Source organism: Bradyrhizobium yuanmingense (assembly GCF_025200905.1).
In the GTDB taxonomy this organism is placed as follows: domain Bacteria; phylum Pseudomonadota; class Alphaproteobacteria; order Rhizobiales; family Xanthobacteraceae; genus Bradyrhizobium; species Bradyrhizobium yuanmingense.
This window is the reverse complement of the sequence record NZ_CP104173.1, coordinates 3,757,537-3,773,313: the sequence shown is the minus strand read 5'-3', so window position 1 is coordinate 3,773,313 and position 15,777 is coordinate 3,757,537. Positions and strand designations below refer to the sequence as shown.

At 65.3% G+C, this 15,777-nt stretch carries 16 protein-coding genes; 9 read left to right on the top strand and 7 right to left on the bottom strand.

Annotated features, from left to right (window positions below; translation table 11 throughout):
• Positions 1-123 precede the first annotated feature (123 nt).
• A complete protein-coding gene (gyrA, locus tag N2605_RS17710; RefSeq protein ID WP_225112462.1) occupies positions 124-2,856 on the top strand; it encodes a DNA gyrase subunit A in 2,733 nt (910 codons plus the stop codon).
• 179 nt (positions 2,857-3,035) lie between these two features.
• Here gyrA and N2605_RS17705 read toward each other — a convergent pair whose 3' ends face one another.
• Positions 3,036-3,293, bottom strand: coding sequence for a hypothetical protein (locus N2605_RS17705; protein ID WP_036012649.1), 258 nt, complete (start codon positions 3,291-3,293; stop codon positions 3,036-3,038).
• 267 nt (positions 3,294-3,560) lie between these two features.
• Between N2605_RS17705 and coaD the strand changes: the two genes are divergently transcribed.
• The 5 genes from coaD to queA all read left to right on the top strand — a co-directional run bounded on the left by coaD (position 3,561) and on the right by queA (position 6,771).
• Entirely contained in the window at positions 3,561-4,055 is a 495-nt protein-coding gene (gene coaD, locus N2605_RS17700) for a pantetheine-phosphate adenylyltransferase (protein WP_036012646.1), read from the top strand.
• A gap of 39 nt (positions 4,056-4,094) precedes the next feature.
• Positions 4,095-4,658: a peptidylprolyl isomerase gene (locus tag N2605_RS17695; protein ID WP_036012644.1), complete on the top strand. Its 564-nt coding sequence runs from the start codon at positions 4,095-4,097 to the stop codon at positions 4,656-4,658.
• 8 nt (positions 4,659-4,666) lie between these two features.
• Complete coding sequence (locus tag N2605_RS17690; protein ID WP_260347338.1) at positions 4,667-5,092, top strand: hypothetical protein; 426 nt, start codon at positions 4,667-4,669, stop codon at positions 5,090-5,092.
• Positions 5,089-5,553 carry a peptidylprolyl isomerase gene (locus tag N2605_RS17685; RefSeq protein ID WP_018642141.1) on the top strand — a complete coding sequence of 155 codons (465 nt, stop codon included), beginning with the start codon at positions 5,089-5,091 and terminating at the stop codon, positions 5,551-5,553. Before N2605_RS17690 ends, N2605_RS17685 begins: the two co-directional genes overlap by 4 nt.
• A gap of 144 nt (positions 5,554-5,697) precedes the next feature.
• Positions 5,698-6,771 (top strand): tRNA preQ1(34) S-adenosylmethionine ribosyltransferase-isomerase QueA, encoded by a 1,074-nt coding sequence (gene queA / locus N2605_RS17680; protein ID WP_260347337.1) that lies wholly within the window; start codon positions 5,698-5,700, stop codon positions 6,769-6,771.
• A gap of 121 nt (positions 6,772-6,892) precedes the next feature.
• Here queA and N2605_RS17675 read toward each other — a convergent pair whose 3' ends face one another.
• The 4 genes from N2605_RS17675 to N2605_RS17660 all read right to left on the bottom strand — a co-directional run bounded on the left by N2605_RS17675 (position 6,893) and on the right by N2605_RS17660 (position 11,099).
• Positions 6,893-7,918 (bottom strand): aspartate-semialdehyde dehydrogenase, encoded by a 1,026-nt coding sequence (locus N2605_RS17675; protein ID WP_057029255.1) that lies wholly within the window; start codon positions 7,916-7,918, stop codon positions 6,893-6,895.
• Between the two features lie 258 nt (positions 7,919-8,176).
• Positions 8,177-8,779 (bottom strand): PepSY domain-containing protein, encoded by a 603-nt coding sequence (locus N2605_RS17670; RefSeq protein WP_260347455.1) that lies wholly within the window; start codon positions 8,777-8,779, stop codon positions 8,177-8,179.
• 253 nt (positions 8,780-9,032) lie between these two features.
• The gene (locus N2605_RS17665) at positions 9,033-9,779 is read right to left on the bottom strand and encodes a TetR/AcrR family transcriptional regulator (RefSeq protein WP_260347454.1); all 747 of its coding nucleotides are present in this window, start codon (positions 9,777-9,779) and stop codon (positions 9,033-9,035) included.
• A 135-nt stretch (positions 9,780-9,914) separates the two neighbouring features.
• A complete protein-coding gene (locus tag N2605_RS17660; RefSeq protein WP_225147084.1) occupies positions 9,915-11,099 on the bottom strand; it encodes a patatin-like phospholipase family protein in 1,185 nt (394 codons plus the stop codon).
• A gap of 214 nt (positions 11,100-11,313) precedes the next feature.
• Here N2605_RS17660 and tgt point away from each other — a divergent pair, with 214 nt between their 5' ends.
• Positions 11,314-12,459, top strand: a complete 1,146-nt coding sequence (gene tgt / locus N2605_RS17655; protein WP_036012616.1) for a tRNA guanosine(34) transglycosylase Tgt — start codon at positions 11,314-11,316, stop codon at positions 12,457-12,459.
• Positions 12,460-12,474: 15 nt separating this feature from the next.
• On the opposite strand, the gene N2605_RS17650 is transcribed toward tgt, so the two are convergent.
• Positions 12,475-12,693 carry a hypothetical protein gene (locus N2605_RS17650; protein WP_036012613.1) on the bottom strand — a complete coding sequence of 73 codons (219 nt, stop codon included), beginning with the start codon at positions 12,691-12,693 and terminating at the stop codon, positions 12,475-12,477.
• 222 nt (positions 12,694-12,915) lie between these two features.
• On the opposite strand from N2605_RS17650, the gene cysK reads away from it, so the two are divergent.
• Both cysK and N2605_RS17640 read left to right on the top strand, forming a co-directional pair.
• A complete protein-coding gene (gene cysK / locus N2605_RS17645) occupies positions 12,916-13,893 on the top strand; it encodes a cysteine synthase A (RefSeq protein WP_260347336.1) in 978 nt (325 codons plus the stop codon).
• 3 nt (positions 13,894-13,896) lie between these two features.
• Positions 13,897-14,136 carry a BrnA antitoxin family protein gene (locus N2605_RS17640; protein WP_036012607.1) on the top strand — a complete coding sequence of 80 codons (240 nt, stop codon included), beginning with the start codon at positions 13,897-13,899 and terminating at the stop codon, positions 14,134-14,136.
• Positions 14,137-14,327: 191 nt separating this feature from the next.
• On the opposite strand, the gene N2605_RS17635 is transcribed toward N2605_RS17640, so the two are convergent.
• A complete protein-coding gene (locus tag N2605_RS17635; RefSeq protein WP_057029251.1) occupies positions 14,328-15,761 on the bottom strand; it encodes a caspase family protein in 1,434 nt (477 codons plus the stop codon).
• Positions 15,762-15,777: the final 16 nt, after the last annotated feature.

The following is a 15,777-nucleotide window of genomic DNA, read 5'->3' as shown; positions in this document are numbered from 1 at the left end:
GCGAAGGGCGTAAGTCTCTGGAAAAACAGTGGGAAAAAGCGCTTCCCCAAAGCTCGGCAAGGGTGGTTATCAGGGGTGTGATGCGCTATATGATTCCCAGATAAAACCTCACCGGATTTCCCCTTGGCTGACGACGATAACAAGCCCGGCGACCAGCCGGCGCAACCCTCGGACATTCGCCCCGTCTCCATCCTCGACGAGATGAAGAAGTCCTACCTCGATTACGCCATGAGCGTGATCGTGTCGCGCGCGCTGCCCGATGCGCGCGACGGCCTGAAGCCGGTGCATCGGCGCATCCTGTTCTCGATGAACGAGCAGGGCTTCACGCCCGACAAGAAGCACAAGAAGTCCGCCGGTATCGTCGGTGACGTCATGGGTAAATACCACCCTCATGGCGACCAGGCGATCTACGACGCGCTGGTGCGCATGGCGCAGGACTTCTCGATGCGCGAGTTGCTGGTGGACGGGCAGGGCAATTTCGGCTCGGTCGACGGCGACCCGGCGGCGGCCATGCGCTACACCGAGTCCCGCCTGACCAAGATCGCGCTGAAGCTGCTCGAGGACATCGACAGCGACACCGTCGACTTCCAGGACAATTACGACGGTTCCGAGAAGGAGCCGGTGGTCCTGCCGGCGCGGTTCCCGAACCTGCTGGTCAACGGCGCGGGCGGCATTGCCGTCGGCATGGCGACTAACATCCCGCCGCACAATCTCGGCGAGGTGATCGACGCCTGTATTGCGCTGATCGACAATCCCTCGCTGACCATCGACGAGCTCATCAACATCATTCCCGGCCCGGATTTCCCGACTGGCGGCATCATCCTTGGACGCCAGGGCATCCGCAGCGCCTACCATCTCGGCCGTGGCTCCATCGTGATGCGCGGCAAGGTCACGTTCGAGACCATTCGCAAGGATCGAGAGGCGATCGTCATCACCGAGATTCCGTATCAGGTGAACAAGGCGACAATGGTCGAGCGCATCGCCGAGCTCTACAAGGAAAAGAAGATCGAGGGCATCTCCGACCTGCGCGACGAGTCCGACCGCGAGGGCTATCGCGTCGTCGTCGAGCTCAAGCGCGACGCCGTGCCCGACGTGGTACTGAACCAGCTCTACAAGTTCACCCCGCTGCAGACGAGCTTCGGCGTCAACGCGGTTGCGCTCGATTCCGGGCGTCCGCAGACGATGAACTTGAAGGATATGTTGACGATCTTCGTCGGCTTCCGCGAGCAGGTCGTTACCCGGCGCACCAAGTACAAGCTGCGCAAGGCGCGTGAGCGCGCCCATGAGCAGGTCGGCCTCGCCATCGCGGTCGCCAACATCGACGAGATCATCAAGGTGATCCGCACCTCGCCGACACCGGCGGCGGCCCGTGACACCCTGATGACGCGCGATTGGCCCGCGCGCGACGTCGAGGACATCATCACGCTGATCGATGACCCGCGTCACCGGATCAACGAGGACGGCACGATCCGCCTCTCGCTGGAGCAGGCGAGGGCGATCCTCGAATTGCGTCTCGCACGTCTCACCGCGCTCGGCCGCGACGAGATTGGCGGCGAGCTGTCGAAGCTCGCCGGGGAGATCGGCGACTATCTCGCGATCCTGCGCTCACGCGCGCGCATCCTGGACATCATCAAGACCGAGCTTGCCGAGGTGAAGGCCGAGTTCGCCACGCCCCGCCGCACCGTGATCATGGAGCAGGAGGGCGAGGTCGAGGACGAGGACCTGATCCAGCGCGAGGACATGGTCGTCACGGTCTCGCACGCCGGCTACGTCAAGCGCGTGCCGCTGTCGGCCTACCGGGCGCAGCGCCGCGGCGGCAAGGGCCGCTCCGGCATGCAGACCCGCGACGAGGACTTCGTCAGCCGGCTCTTTGTCGCCTCGACCCATACTCCGGTGCTGTTCTTCTCCTCGCGCGGCCAGGTCTACAAGGAAAAGGTCTGGCGGCTGCCGATGGCCGCGCCGAACGCGCGCGGCAAGGCCATGATCAACATCCTGCCGCTGGAGCAGGGCGAGCGCATCACCACCATCATGCCGCTGCCGGAGGATGAATCGACCTGGGGCCAGCTCGACGTGATGTTCGCGACCACGGGCGGCAACGTCCGGCGCAACAAGCTGTCCGACTTCGTTGACGTCCGCCGCTCCGGCATCATCGCCATGAAGCTCGACGACAACGAGGCGATCGTCGACGTGCAGATCTGCACCGAGCGCGACGACGTGCTGCTGACCGCTGCGGGCGGCCAGTGCATCCGCTTCCCCGTCACCGATGTGCGCGTATTCACCGGGCGCACCTCGATGGGCGTGCGCGGCATTGCGCTCGGCGAAGGCGACAAGGTGATTTCGCTGGCGATCCTGCGCCACGTCGACACCACCTCGGACGAGCGCTCGGCCTATTTGAAGATGCGCCGCGCGGTCGCGGGCGAAGCCGCCGCAGACGAGGCGCCGGCCGATGCCGAGGCCGAGGAGACCTCGGGCAGCTTCCAGCTCCCGCAGGAGCGCTATGTCGAGATGTCGGCGCAGGAGCAGGTCGTGCTGACCGTCTCCGTCAACGGCTACGGCAAGCGGACCTCGTCCTACGAGTACCGCACCACCGGCCGCGGCGGCAAAGGCATCGTCGCTATGAGCGTCAACCACCGCAACGGCAATCTCGTCGCCTCGTTCCCCGTGGAGGAGGCGGATCAAATCATGCTGGTCACCGACAAGGGCCAGCTGATCCGCTGCCCGGTCGAAGGCATCCGCATCGCCGGCCGCTCGACGCAAGGCGTGATCGTGTTCGACACCGCCGAGGACGAGCACGTGGTGTCAGTCGAGCACATCACGGAAGAGGCCGAGAACGGGAATGGAGCGAACGGGGAATAGAGGCTGGCGAATCGGGACTCATCCACCCGCCGTTCCTCGCAGCCGATAGTGCCCCCTGAACGAGATCGCGCCCGTCGGGCCATTCCGACGGGCGCGAGCGTCGCGTAGTCTGCGACGAGACGTCACAGAAATTCCTGGGGTCTTGAGGGACCCGCCCGACACGAACCTGACAGATCCGATTACGGCGTGCGGTTGGCGGTCACGAGGCGGGCCTCGCGGACGTTGGCCTTGGTGCCGGCGCTACGCAGGCAGGACGCTTCGAAGTTCGGCCAGGCCTGCTGCGAGCAGTCACGGCCGATGCTGCGGATGTCGAGCCGGTCGCTCTTGGCCAGCGGCTGCGGCACGCTGGCTTCGACCTTCGGGGCAAAGCCGGGCAGGAGGGTGAGGGCCGCGGCAACACACGCAGACAGAGCGATCGCTGAAATGGTCTTGATCATGACAGTCCCCTGTGATGCGGCCGCCTACGCCCAGTACGCGGCCCGTCATTCGTTGGCCGGATTAGTAATCATGGCCAGTTTCCGGACGTCTTCGCCGATGTGGGAAATGGTTTCGTTCGCGCTCCGTTTTGTTTCGTGGCCGCCCGAGGACGAAACAAACCGGCTGCCGCTGACGCCCAACGGGACATTTTCGGAGGGGCTGGACCGGAAACGGGCTAGGAACCTGCCCGGCTTGCCGGCCCGGGCGGGGCGCGGTAGGACGGGGCCATGCCGCGCATCGCCTTCTACCCAGGTTCCTTCGACCCCATCACCAACGGCCATCTGGACGTGGTCCGGCACAGCGTTTCCTTGTGCGACAGGCTCGTGGTCGCGATCGGGGTGCATCCCGGCAAGAAGCCGCTGTTCTCGACCGAGGAGCGCCTCAAGATGCTCGAGGAGGTCTGCGGTCCGATTGCGGCGCAGGCCGGCTGCGTGCTGGAGGCGACGACGTTCGACGATCTGTCGGTGACCGCGGCGCGCAAGCACGGCGCGACCATCATGATCCGGGGCCTGCGCGACGGCACCGACCTCGATTACGAGATGCAGCTCGCCGGCATGAACGAGGCCATGGCGCCGGAGGTGCATACGGTCTTCCTGCCGGCCTCTCCCATGGTCCGCCCGATCACCGCCACTTTGGTGCGCCAGATCGCCGGCATGGGCGGGGACGTCTCGGCCTTCGTCCCGCCGCAGGTCGCGGCACAGCTCAAGGCCAAATTCGCCTGAAAACGGCGCGCTTCCTCTTCTCTCTGATCCGGAGTTGTCATGATCCGAATTCTCGCAGTTCTTGCCGCGCTTCTGTTCGCGGCGCCGGCGGTGGCGCAGCAATTGCCGGCAAATCTCGACAAGGCCAACGCCATCGTCATCGACAGCACCAAGGGCCGCATCGTCATCAAGCTCAGGACCGACATCGCGCCCCAGCATGCCGAACGCATCAAGCAGCTGGCGCGCGAAGGCTTCTACAACAACGTGCCGTTCCACCGCGTCATGGACGGCTTCATGGCGCAGACCGGCGACGGCCAGAACGGCAACGGCACCGGCGGCTCGAAATACCCGAACCTGAAGCAGGAATTCTCCAAGGTGCATTTTGCCCGCGGCATCGTCGGCATGGCCCGGCGCGGCGACAGCGTCGACAGCGCCAACTCGCAGTTCTTCATCATGTTCGCCGACGGCGGCAGCCTCGACGGCCAGTACACCGTGATCGGCGAGGTGGTGCAGGGCATGGACGTCGTCGACAAGCTGAAGAAGGCGCCCCCCGGCTCGCCCGGCGGCTCCGTCACCGATCCCGACAAGATGGTGAAGGTGCAGGTCGCCTCAGACATCAAATAGGCGCGGCCATGGCGCGCCGCGGTGGCAGGCTCCTGCTGATTGCCGCGGTGCTGTTGCTCGCCACCTCCCGTGCGGCCGTGGAGGCCGCCCAGGTCGACACGATCCAGGACATCTTCCGGCACCTGCGCACCTGCTGGAGACCGCCGTCGCCGGCGAGGGCCCGCCCACTCGACATCACCGTCCTGGTGAGCTTTAACCGGGCCGGAAACATTCTGGGCCATCCGAGGATTACCTATGAATCCGCGGAGGCCTCTGACAACGACCGGCTGCAATACCGGATCGCGGTGATGGAGGCGTTGCAACGCTGCACGCCGGTGCCATTTACCGATGCAATGGCCGGCGCCGCCGCGGGACGTCCATTCGCGATCCAGTTCCGCAGCCGCAAGACGTCACCCGACAAGACTTCACCCCCAACGCAAGAGAGACGAGCATGAGCGTCACCGAAAACACCCTGATCCTCGAGACCACGCAGGGCCCCGTCACCATCGAGATGCGCCCCGACCTCGCGCCCGGCCATGTCGCGCGTATCAAGGAGCTGGTCCGTGAGGGCTTCTACGACGGCATCGTGTTTCACCGCGTGATCGAGGGCTTCATGGCGCAGACCGGCTGCCCGCACGGCACCGGCACCGGCGGCTCCGGCAAGAAGCTGAAGGCCGAGTTCAACAAGGAGCCGCATGTGCGCGGCACCGCCTCGATGGCCCGCGCCGCCAATCCCGATTCCGGCGACAGCCAGTTCTTCATCTGCTTCGACGACGCCCGCTTCCTCGACAACCAGTACACGGTGTGGGGCAAGGTCACCGAGGGCATGGAGAACGTCGACAAGATCAAGCGCGGCGAGCCGGTGCAGAACCCCGACAAGATCGTCAAGGCGCGGATGGCCGCAGACAAGGAATAGTCACTCGATCCTCATCCTGAGGAGCGCGGAACGCGCGTCTCGAAGGATGAAGGCCCCACTGCTGCAACCCGGCCTTCATGGTTCGAGACGGCGCTAAGCGCCTCCTCACCATGAGGGTCTGGCTGTGTCGCGCCAAGCCTGCTCATGCGCACCGATCTCTTCGATTTCGATCTGCCGCCCGAGCGCATCGCGCTGCGCCCGGCGAGCCCGCGCGATTCCGCGAGGATGCTGGTCGTCGAGAATGGCGCGCTGCGCGATCAGATCATTTCCGACCTGCCGCAATGGCTGAGGCCCGGCGACCAGCTCGTCGTCAACGACACCAAGGTGATTGCGGCGCAATTGAAGGGCCGCCGCATCGGCCGCGACACCGAGCCGAAGATCGAGGCGACGCTGATCAAGCGCCTCGACGGCTCGCGCTGGCAGGCGCTGGTGAAGCCGGCCAAGAAGCTCGCCCCCGGCGACCGCATCCGCTTCGGCAACGAAGGCAAGGTCTGCCTGCTCGGTCATCTCGACGCCGAGGTCGAGGCCAAGGGCACCGAGGGCGAGGTGACGCTGGCGTTCTCGTTCCACGGCCCGGCGCTGGACCAGGCCATCGCCGATCTCGGCAGCCCGCCGCTGCCGCCCTATATCGCCTCCAAGCGCACGCCAGACGATCAGGACCTCGCTGACTACCAGACCATGTTCGCGGCGAATGAAGGCGCAGTTGCAGCGCCGACCGCGGGGCTGCATTTCACGCCCGCGCTGGAGCAGGCGCTGCGCGACCGCGGCGTCGGCCTCAACCGCGTGACGCTGCATGTCGGGGCAGGGACGTTCCTGCCGGTGAAGGTCGACGACACCGAAGCCCACAAGATGCACGCCGAGTGGGGCACGATCTCGGCCGCAACGGCGCAGCGGCTCAACGCCGCGCGGGAGACCGGCGGCCGTATCGTTGCCGCCGGCACCACGTCATTGCGGCTGCTCGAAAGCGCAGCGCGCGAGGACGGCACAATCCAGCCATTCGCCGCCGAGACGTCGATCTTCATCACGCCCGGCTATCGCTTCCGCGCAGTCGATATTCTGATGACGAATTTCCATTTGCCGAAGTCGACGCTGTTCATGCTGGTGTCGGCATTTTCGGGGCTGGAGACGATGAAGCAGGCCTATGCGCACGCGATCGCGAGCGGATACCGGTTCTATTCGTATGGCGATGCGTGTTTGCTGCTTCGGGCCGAGCGGTAGGGTGGATTAGCCGTCAGGCGTAATCCACCGCTTCTGTTTCCGCGGATATGAAAGAGGTGGGTTACGCCCAGCGGCCGCGCTTCGCGCATCCGCTAGGCTAACCCACCCTACGCACCTCCCGTTACGCCATCACCTTCTGCGGTAACAGCTCGGCGATCTGCACCGCATTGAGCGCCGCGCCCTTGAGCAGCTGGTCGGCCGCCACGAACATCGAGATCGAATGGCCGGTGGGATCGCTGAGATCCTTGCGGATGCGACCGACCAGGACGTCGTCCTGGCCCGAGGCGTCGATCGGCATCGGGAAGTAGTTCTTGGCGCGGTCGTCGACCACCTTGACGCCGGGCGCCCGCGCCATGATGGCATGGACCTGGTCCTCGCTGATCGGCTTCTCGCATTCGAAGGTGATGGCTTCGCAATGGGCGCGCAGCACCGGCACGCGCACGCAGGTGACGCCGACGGCGATGCTGTCGTCCTCGAAGATCTTGCGGGTCTCCTTGATGACCTTGGTCTCTTCGTCGTTGTAGCCGGTCTCGGGGTCGATGGCGGTGTTGTGGTTGAACAGGTTGAAGGCGTAGGGGTGCGGCATCACCTTCGGCGTATAGACCTGCCCGTTGAGGTTGGCGCGGGTGGATTCGACGAGCTCCTCCATCGCGGCGGCGCCGGCGCCGCTGGCCGCCTGATAGGTCGAGATGATCACGCGCTTGATGCGGTTCTGCTGGTGGATCGGCCACAGCGGCACCAGTGCGGTGATCGCGGCGCAGTTCGGGTTGGCGATGATGCCCTTGTGGTCGCGGATGCGGCTCGCGTTGATCTCGGGGATCACCAGCGGCACGTTTGGGTCCATGCGGAAGGCCGAGGAATTGTCGACCACGACGGCGCCGGCCTTCACCGCGATCGGTGCATACTTCCTGGAGATGCTGCCGCCGGCGGAGAACAGCGCGATGTCGACGCCGTCGAAGGAGCGCTCGGTCAACTCCTCGATGGCCACGCTCTGCCCGCGGAACGACACCGTCTTGCCGGCCGAGCGGGCGCTCGCCAGTGCCTTGAGCTTGCCGACGCGAAAGCCGCGCTTGTCCATGGTGGCGATGAATTCGGCGCCCACCGCACCGGTGACGCCGACAATCGCGACGACGGGATCGTTACTCACTTTGTCCTCCGTTGCATTGAGAATTTAGACAACAAAAAAGCCCCGGACCATCGAGGGCGGGGCTTGCCGTAGAGCTGATGCGTTTAAGTCGACGACCTACGCGCGCACGCCTCCCCGGGCCCCTTCGGCCGTGGTGGTTTTGGTCGTGCGTTTGGTAGTCGTGAACATGGCGGCGACTTATGCGGGAGAGTCTTGCGGCCGTCAATGGCTTTTCGGCCCGGCCGATGCCGGGGGCAGCCTGCCGCTATTTGGCACCCGCTATTTCCCCTTGGCGCCAGGCGGCTCCAGGGTGACCTCCTTGAGGTCGTCGCCGCTGACGACGACGATCGAGAAGTTCAGCCGGCCGCGCTCGCGGACCAGCCCGCCGCTGATGGCCTTGCCTGCGGCGGCGTGCTCGGCGACGCGTACGGCATCGGAGAGGCGGTGCCTGATCGCACCCAGCGCTGCGAGGTTGCTGCGGTCCTCGCGGTCGAGCTCGGTGAGGGGTAGGGCCGCTTCCCCGCCGACCAGTTCGCCGGTCGCAGCATTGATGGTGTGGCGCCAGATCCGGTCGTTGTGCAGTGTCTTCACCCGGTAGACCGGCACGCCCGAGCCGCCATCGAAGCTCACATCGGCGGTGGTGGCGCCGGCATGGCGGGCTTCGGCAATCGCCATGGCCTGGCTGATCGTGATCGAGGAGCTGCGGAATCGCTCTATTTCGCGGCTGACTGCTTGGCGGTCCGCTTCGGCATCACCATCTGTGTCGCTGTGAAGCGCGGTCGGCGTGCTCGCGGTCACGACAGCCTGTGCCGGTGCGGCGATGAGCAACGCGGGCAATGCGATCGCAAGCAGGTGCGAGGTCCATCGTTGGGCAGTCGTCATGCTCGAAACCCTCGGCCAGCGAGTGTGCCGGATGATCGTAAAGAATTCGCGGCCGGCCTTGGGCATCGGCCGGCCGCGGAGCGCCGCGGCAGGCTGTACCCGCCGCGGCGATCGAAGCGGGTCCGGACCTCTTTGGGGCTGGTGAAAAAAGCGGCCCGAACCGACTGTAATGAAACCATACCGTATCGTTTTATTTCGGTCAATGACGCCGCATCGTCGCCCCCTGGGGAAAGCACGCAAGCTCACGGAATTGTCAGCGGGAGGAGCGGCGCCGTGGCGCGAGTTTCGAGGTGTCCTGGACGCGGTCGGCAGGTCCCAGCGCGCCGGCCAGGAACAGCTTGATCGCCGCGCGCATGCGCTTCTCGGCAGACTTCAGCTCCAGCGCCGTTCCGAACGTCGCCATACGATGGGTGTGGCCGACGACGACGTCGAGGAACACCTCGGCTGCGATGGTGGTGTCGTCGACATCGAGCGCGCCTTGCGCCACCAGATGGTCGAAGAAGCGCGCCGTGGTGGCGACGGCCTTCAGCCAGCCTTCCTCCTTGCCGAGCTTGGCGACGTCGGGGAAGTTGATGGCCTGTGCCGTCATCATGCGGCTGAAGGCGACGGCATCCGGGCCGCAGGTGAAGGTCAGCATCTCGCGTCCGATCTCGACCAGCCGCTGCTCGACCGGGATGTTCGAGGCGCTGGAGAGCTGCGTCTCCGCCGCCGCCGACAGCGGCGCAAGCCAGCGCTCGATCTCGCGCCTCAGCACGGCCGCGAACAGACCGCGCTTGTCGCCATAGCGGGAATAGACGGTGGGCTTGCTGACCCGCGCAGCTTCCGCGACCGCATCGAGCGAGGTCGCATCGAAGCCGCGGTCCAGGAACAGGCGGGTGGCGACCTCGATCAGCCGCAGATCGCGCTCGATCGCAGCGGTCTTCGTCGGCCGGCCACCACGCGATTTCGGCACCTCGCGCCGTGGCGCTGCCGGTCTTGTCCTGGTCGCAGTCAATCCCATGCCCAATGATTCCTGCGCGGTCGTGATATCGGTCATTCGCTCTATATCGCGCAGGAGCGGAGGCGTCATCGCGAATCTGGCCGAATTGGCCATATCGTCAACGGTTTCGGTATTGCCTCGTTCCGTCACGAGGGATCACGGCAGCGTCGAGGTCCAGGCCTGGCCGGATGCAGCCTTCTCGTATCCGTACTGGTAGAGCGCCCGCATATAGGTTGTGTCGAACCCTTCCGACGGCGGCGCAGGATAGTCGCGCGCGATGTAGGAGAGATGGAAGCCCAGCCGGTTGCGCTTGGCGAAATCGTAGGTCGAGAAGATGATCGAGCGCGTCTGCGATTGGGTGATCGCCGACAGGCTGCGCGAGGCGACGTCGATGGTGCCGTTGGAGACGAGCTCGAAGTTGCGTTCGATCTTCTTGTTGACGAGGATGTAGATGTCCACCTTCGCATTGCCGGGCAGACGGCCACTCTGGAACAGCAGAGCTTCGGGCAAGGTCAGCACCGGCGCGGTCACGCCGCCATCGACATGCATCTCCTGAAACTTGCGGCCCCCGCCTTCGGCATCGATCATGATGGGCGGAAACACCAGGGGAATGCTGGCGGAGGCCGCCATCACGTCGCGAAACAGCTTGAGCGCCTCGGGCGTTCCGACCGCGGCAATCTTGCCCATGTCCCAGATCGCGGTGCGCTGCGTGTCGAGGTCGGTCGTCACCACGAGCAGCCTGCGGCCCTTGGCGTGCTCGCGCGCGACCTGCGCCATGATCTCGGGCCCGACATAGCGTGCGACGAGTTCGCGCAGCCTGGTGTTGCCGAACAGGCCGGATCCGAACAGCACGCGCATGATGCTGGGATCGTTCAGGAGGCTCTCCGCGATGCCGCTGGTGTAGACCTCCTTCAGCGTGTCGTCATATTGCGGTCCGAGAAACGCGAACGGCGCAATCAGGCCGCCGGTGCTGACGCCCGAGACGACCGAGAAGGTGGGGCGGGTTCGGGCCGCGGTCCAGCCGTTGAGCACGCCGACGCCATAGGCGCCGTCAGCGCCGCCGCCGGACAGCGCCAGATAGGTTCTCGTCGCAGTGCTGTTGTCTTTCTCCAAGCTGAACTTGGTGGCCGGCTCGTCGGCGTAGCGCCGGAGGCCGTCGATATCCAGCACGCGCGAGGCGCTGGCTTCAGCGGCCGTGTAGGGCGTGCGGGGCAGGGCGGTGCAGGCGCCGAGCGCCAGGCTGCAGATCAGGACCACCGATCCGATCAGCCCGACGCCAGTCTGCCTGATCCGGTCACGCGAGGAGACGGATGCGTCGGTCGAACACGGAGGGTACGGCATTGTCGGTGGCTGGCGATCACGCATCTACCGCCGCCGGCAAGTTCGCCGCGGCATCTCGTCCAGCCCCGCGCACAAAACTACACTGTATCGTTTCGTTTGACAAGGGCGCGGGCACACGATCCTTGTGTGGGTCGGTGTCCAGTCTGATGCACAAACCGGCCCGAGCGCGGTCGGCGGGTTGATCAGCCTGCTCCGACACGCAATAAGCACCGCCATGAATCCCGACAATGACCTTCCCAATCACTTTGAGTTGCTCGCCACCGACGGGGCCGCGCGCACCGGGCGCCTGACCACCCCGCATGGCGTGGTGCGGACCCCGGCCTTCATGCCGGTCGGCACCGCCGGTGCCATGAAGGGCATGCACTGGCGCGAGGTGCGCGATGCCGGCGCCGACATCGTGCTCGGCAACACCTACCATCTGATGCTGCGTCCAAGCGCCGAGCGGATCGCGGCGCTCGGCGGCCTGCAGACGTTCACAGGCTGGAACGGACCGATGTTGACCGATTCCGGCGGCTTCCAGGTGATGTCGCTGGCGGATTTGCGCAAGGTCAGCGAGCACGCCGTCACGTTCCGCTCGCACATCGACGGCGCCAAGGTCGAGCTGTCGCCGGAGCGGTCGATCGAGGTGCAGCGTTTGCTCGGCTCCGACATCGCCATGCAGATGGATGAATGCGTACGGTTGCCTGCCGAGCGCGCCGACATCGAGCGCGCGATGCAATTGTCGCTGCGCTGGGCGGAGAGAAGCAAGCGCGCCTTCGCGAACGCCCCGGATGGCTACATGCTGTTCGGCATCGTGCAGGGCGGCGACGTGCCCGAGCTGCGCCATGCGAGCGCGCAAGGCCTGGTCGGGATCGGCTTCCATGGCTATGCGATCGGCGGGCTCGCCGTCGGCGAACCGCAGGCGGTCATGCTGGCGATGATCGACGAGACCGCGCCGCTGCTGCCGAAGCAGCGGCCACGCTATCTGATGGGCGTCGGCACGCCCGACGACATCCTCGAGGCGGTGAAGCGCGGCATCGACATGTTCGACTGCGTGATGCCGACCCGCAACGGCCGGCACGGCGTCGCCTTCACGCGCTACGGCCAGGTCAATTTGCGCAACGCGCGCCATGCCGACGATCCACGCCCGCTCGATGAAGAGAGCTCATGGCCGTCGACGCGGAACTGCGCGCGCGCCTATCTGCATCATCTCGTCAAGGCCGGCGAGACGCTGGGCGCGATGCTGCTGTCCGAGATCAATGTCGCGTACTACCAGTCCCTGATGCAGGGCATCAGGGACGCGATCGCGCAAGGAAATTTCGAGGAGTTCTATCAGCGTACGCGCGCGGACTGGGCGAGGGGCGATATCGCCCCGCGATAGCTCAACAGTCCAAACTCAGTTGCACACGAGCCGCCGCTTCACGGCATGCTTGGTCACGAAGCCGTAGCCGCAATTGTCGCAAGTCCAGAGGTAGCTGATGATGTGGTCCGAGACGTAGGCAGATGCTTCAGCGGCGACCATGGAGTCGGCGCAGACGGGACAGGTCGGCAACTCGCTGCAACGCGGATCACGCCTTAGCACTACGGTCGACATCACTTCAGCAACCGCTGACATCGTGGTGACCTCCCTGCTTTGAGACCTAAGTCTAACATAAGCAGAATCAGTTGACGAGGTCGCAACACAAATGCGTTGGTTTTCTGCTAATTAAAGCTCACGCGATTTTGCGATGCAGCGTATTTAACATGTGCTGCATAGCCGCTTGCGTGTCGCCGCAAGCTGTCCGTAACTGCGCAGGGCCGCGACAGACGTGCAGATCGTCGCCACAGGGAGTTCATCATGGACGTATCGTCCAACACGGGTGCAGCGCACCAACCCGGCCGTGGCCGGATCTATGACTCGATCGTCGATGCCTTCGGCAACACGCCCATCGTGCGCTTGCGCCGGCTGGCCGGCATGCACGACGTGAACGCGACCATTTTGGCAAAACTTGAATATTTCAATCCTGCCGCGAGCGTGAAGGACCGCATCGGCGCGGCCATGATCATCGCGATGGAGAAGGCGGGCATCGTCAAGCCGGACACCGTGCTGATCGAGCCGACCTCCGGCAATACCGGCATTGCGCTCGCCTTCGTCGCGGCCTCCCGCGGCTACCGGCTCAAGCTGGTGATGCCGGAATCGATGTCGATCGAGCGACGCAAGATGCTGGCCTTTCTCGGCGCGGAGCTGGTGCTGACGCCGGCGGCGCAGGGCATGAAGGGCGCCATCGCGGCCGCCGAGGAGCTCTTGAAGACGACGCCGAATTCGGTGATGCCGCAGCAGTTCAAGAACCTCGCCAATCCGGAGGTGCACCGCCGCACCACCGCGGAGGAGATCTGGAACGACACCGGCGGCAGCATCGACTTCTTCGTGGCCGGCGTCGGCACCGGCGGCACGATCACCGGCGTCGGCCAGGTACTCAAGCCGCGCAAGCCGGGCTTGCGTGTGGTCGCGGTCGAGCCGGAGGAGAGCCCGGTGCTCTCGGGGGGACAGCATACTCCGCACAAGATCCAAGGCATTGGTGCCGGCTTCGTCCCTGACATCCTCGACCGCTCCGTGATCGATGAGATCGTGAAGATCAACTCGACCACGGCGATCGAGACCTCGCGCGCGCTGGCGCGGCATGAGGGCATTCCGGGCGGCATCTCCTCGGGCGCCGCGATCGCCGCCGCACTCGAGATCGGCACGCGGCCGGAAGCTTCCGGAAAGACCATCCTGGCGATCGTGCCGTCCTTCTCCGAGCGGTATCTTTCGACGGCTCTGTTTGAGGGAATCTAGGACATGGCGGATCAACCGAGACGGCCGCGCACGCTGGGCGATGCCAGGACCGAGGCCGAGGCGGCGTTCAAGAAGGTGACGGCCAAGGTCGCCACGGCGCCGCCCAAGCAAAACGCCGTGCCCGGCATCAAGGAGCAGGTCACGCTGCGCATCGACCAGGACGTGCTGGAGTTCTTCCAGGAGGGCGGTCCCGGCTGGCAGGATCGCATCAACGAGGCGCTGCGCAAGGTGGCAGGGAAGTAGACTTCGCGGATGGGCTGTAGCTCCTCATCCTGAGGAGCTTGCGAAGCAAGCGTCTCGAAGGATGAAGGCCCCGCTGGTCGAGGCGCGCCTTCATGGTTCGAGACGGCGCTTCGCGCCTCCTCACCATGAGGATCACAAACGAAAAAGCCCGGCGCGAGCCGGGCTTCTGTCGTCTGGGATCCGTCTCGCTCTCAGCGGCGGAACATGCCGCCCATCATGCCGCCGACGACGCCACCGACGAAGGCCGCACCGGCAGCATCGCCGGGATTGCTGCGTGGCTGGGGAGCCGGTGCCGGCGCGCTGCTCTGAGCCGGGGCGGTGGCGGCGCGCCGAGCCGGCTTCTGGCTGCCGTCGCTCGCCGTTGCCGGGGCAGCCACGATTTCCGAGAGCAGGGCCTTGTGCTGGTTCTTGTTGAGATAACCCGACGAGGGATAGCCGCGCGCAGTCTGCCAGCGCTTGAGCACGGACCGCGTTTCGTCGTTGAAGACGCCGGTCTGGTTGGTGTCGAAGCCGAGCGCCGTGAGTCGACGCTGCACGTCGCGACGCTTGTTCTTGTCGAGACCGATTTGGTCCTCGGTCACTTGGGTAGCCTCATCCGTGAAGGTGGCGGGATCGACGCCGGCATTGAGCGTGCGGGTCGCGGTCGAGGGGCCGCTCTTGATCGCCGCTAGCCGCGCCAGCGCCAGCGCCTTGAACTGGCCGTTCGGGTAAGCGGTGAGGTAGGCATTGAGCTCCTCGGCCTTGTTGGACTCCTTAACCGAGCGCCAGTATTCGAGCTCGACACCGTCCGAGCTTCCGGTCGCCGCCGGCACAATGCCGGTCGCGGTCGGGGCCGCAGCGGCGACCTGGGTGGTCGGCGCCTGATTGAGATAGACGGAGCCGGTCAGGTTGGTGTGGCCCCAGGGCAGCTGGCCCTTGCGGGTCTCTTCATTGACCTGAGCGCGCACCGACGTCATGGCCTGCTGGATCTCGACGCCGGGCTTGGTGATGTTGTCAATCAACGCCCGCGTGAACGGGCTGTTGTTGCCTTCCTGGCCGTCGAGTGCGGTCTGGCCCGGGCCGGTGGCGAACGCGATCAGCGTGCCTTCGCCGGACTTCATCTCGGCGAGGCCGCTCTGGACGTTGACGCTGCGGGTCGCCGAATTCGACTTGATCTTCGCGGCGAACGGATTGTCCCGGCAGGCGTCGAGGAAGACGAGCTTGACCTTGGCATCGCCCATGGTCTGCTCGAGCGTCAGGTCGATGTTGATGGCGGCGCCCAGCTTGACGTCCATCTCCGACTTGATGTCGGCATCGACGGGCAGCAGGTAATTGGTGCCGCTGACGGCGATGCCGTGGCCGGCATAATAGAACAGCGCGATATCGGAGCCTTGCGCCTTGCGGCCGAAATCAAGCAGCTTCTCGGTCATCTGGTCGCGGCTGAGATTGGAGCCTTCGATCACCTCGAAGCCGACATTGCGCAGCGTGGCCGCCATCGCCTTGGCGTCGATCGGCGGGTTCGGCAATTGCGCGACGTTCTTGTAGGAGCCGTTGCCGACGACGAAGGCGACGCGGCGGTCAGCCTTGGCGGCACTGATCGACAGCGCCATGCACATCAGCGAAGCGAGGAGGGTGAGATAGCGCATTCTGAAATCCCCAGAA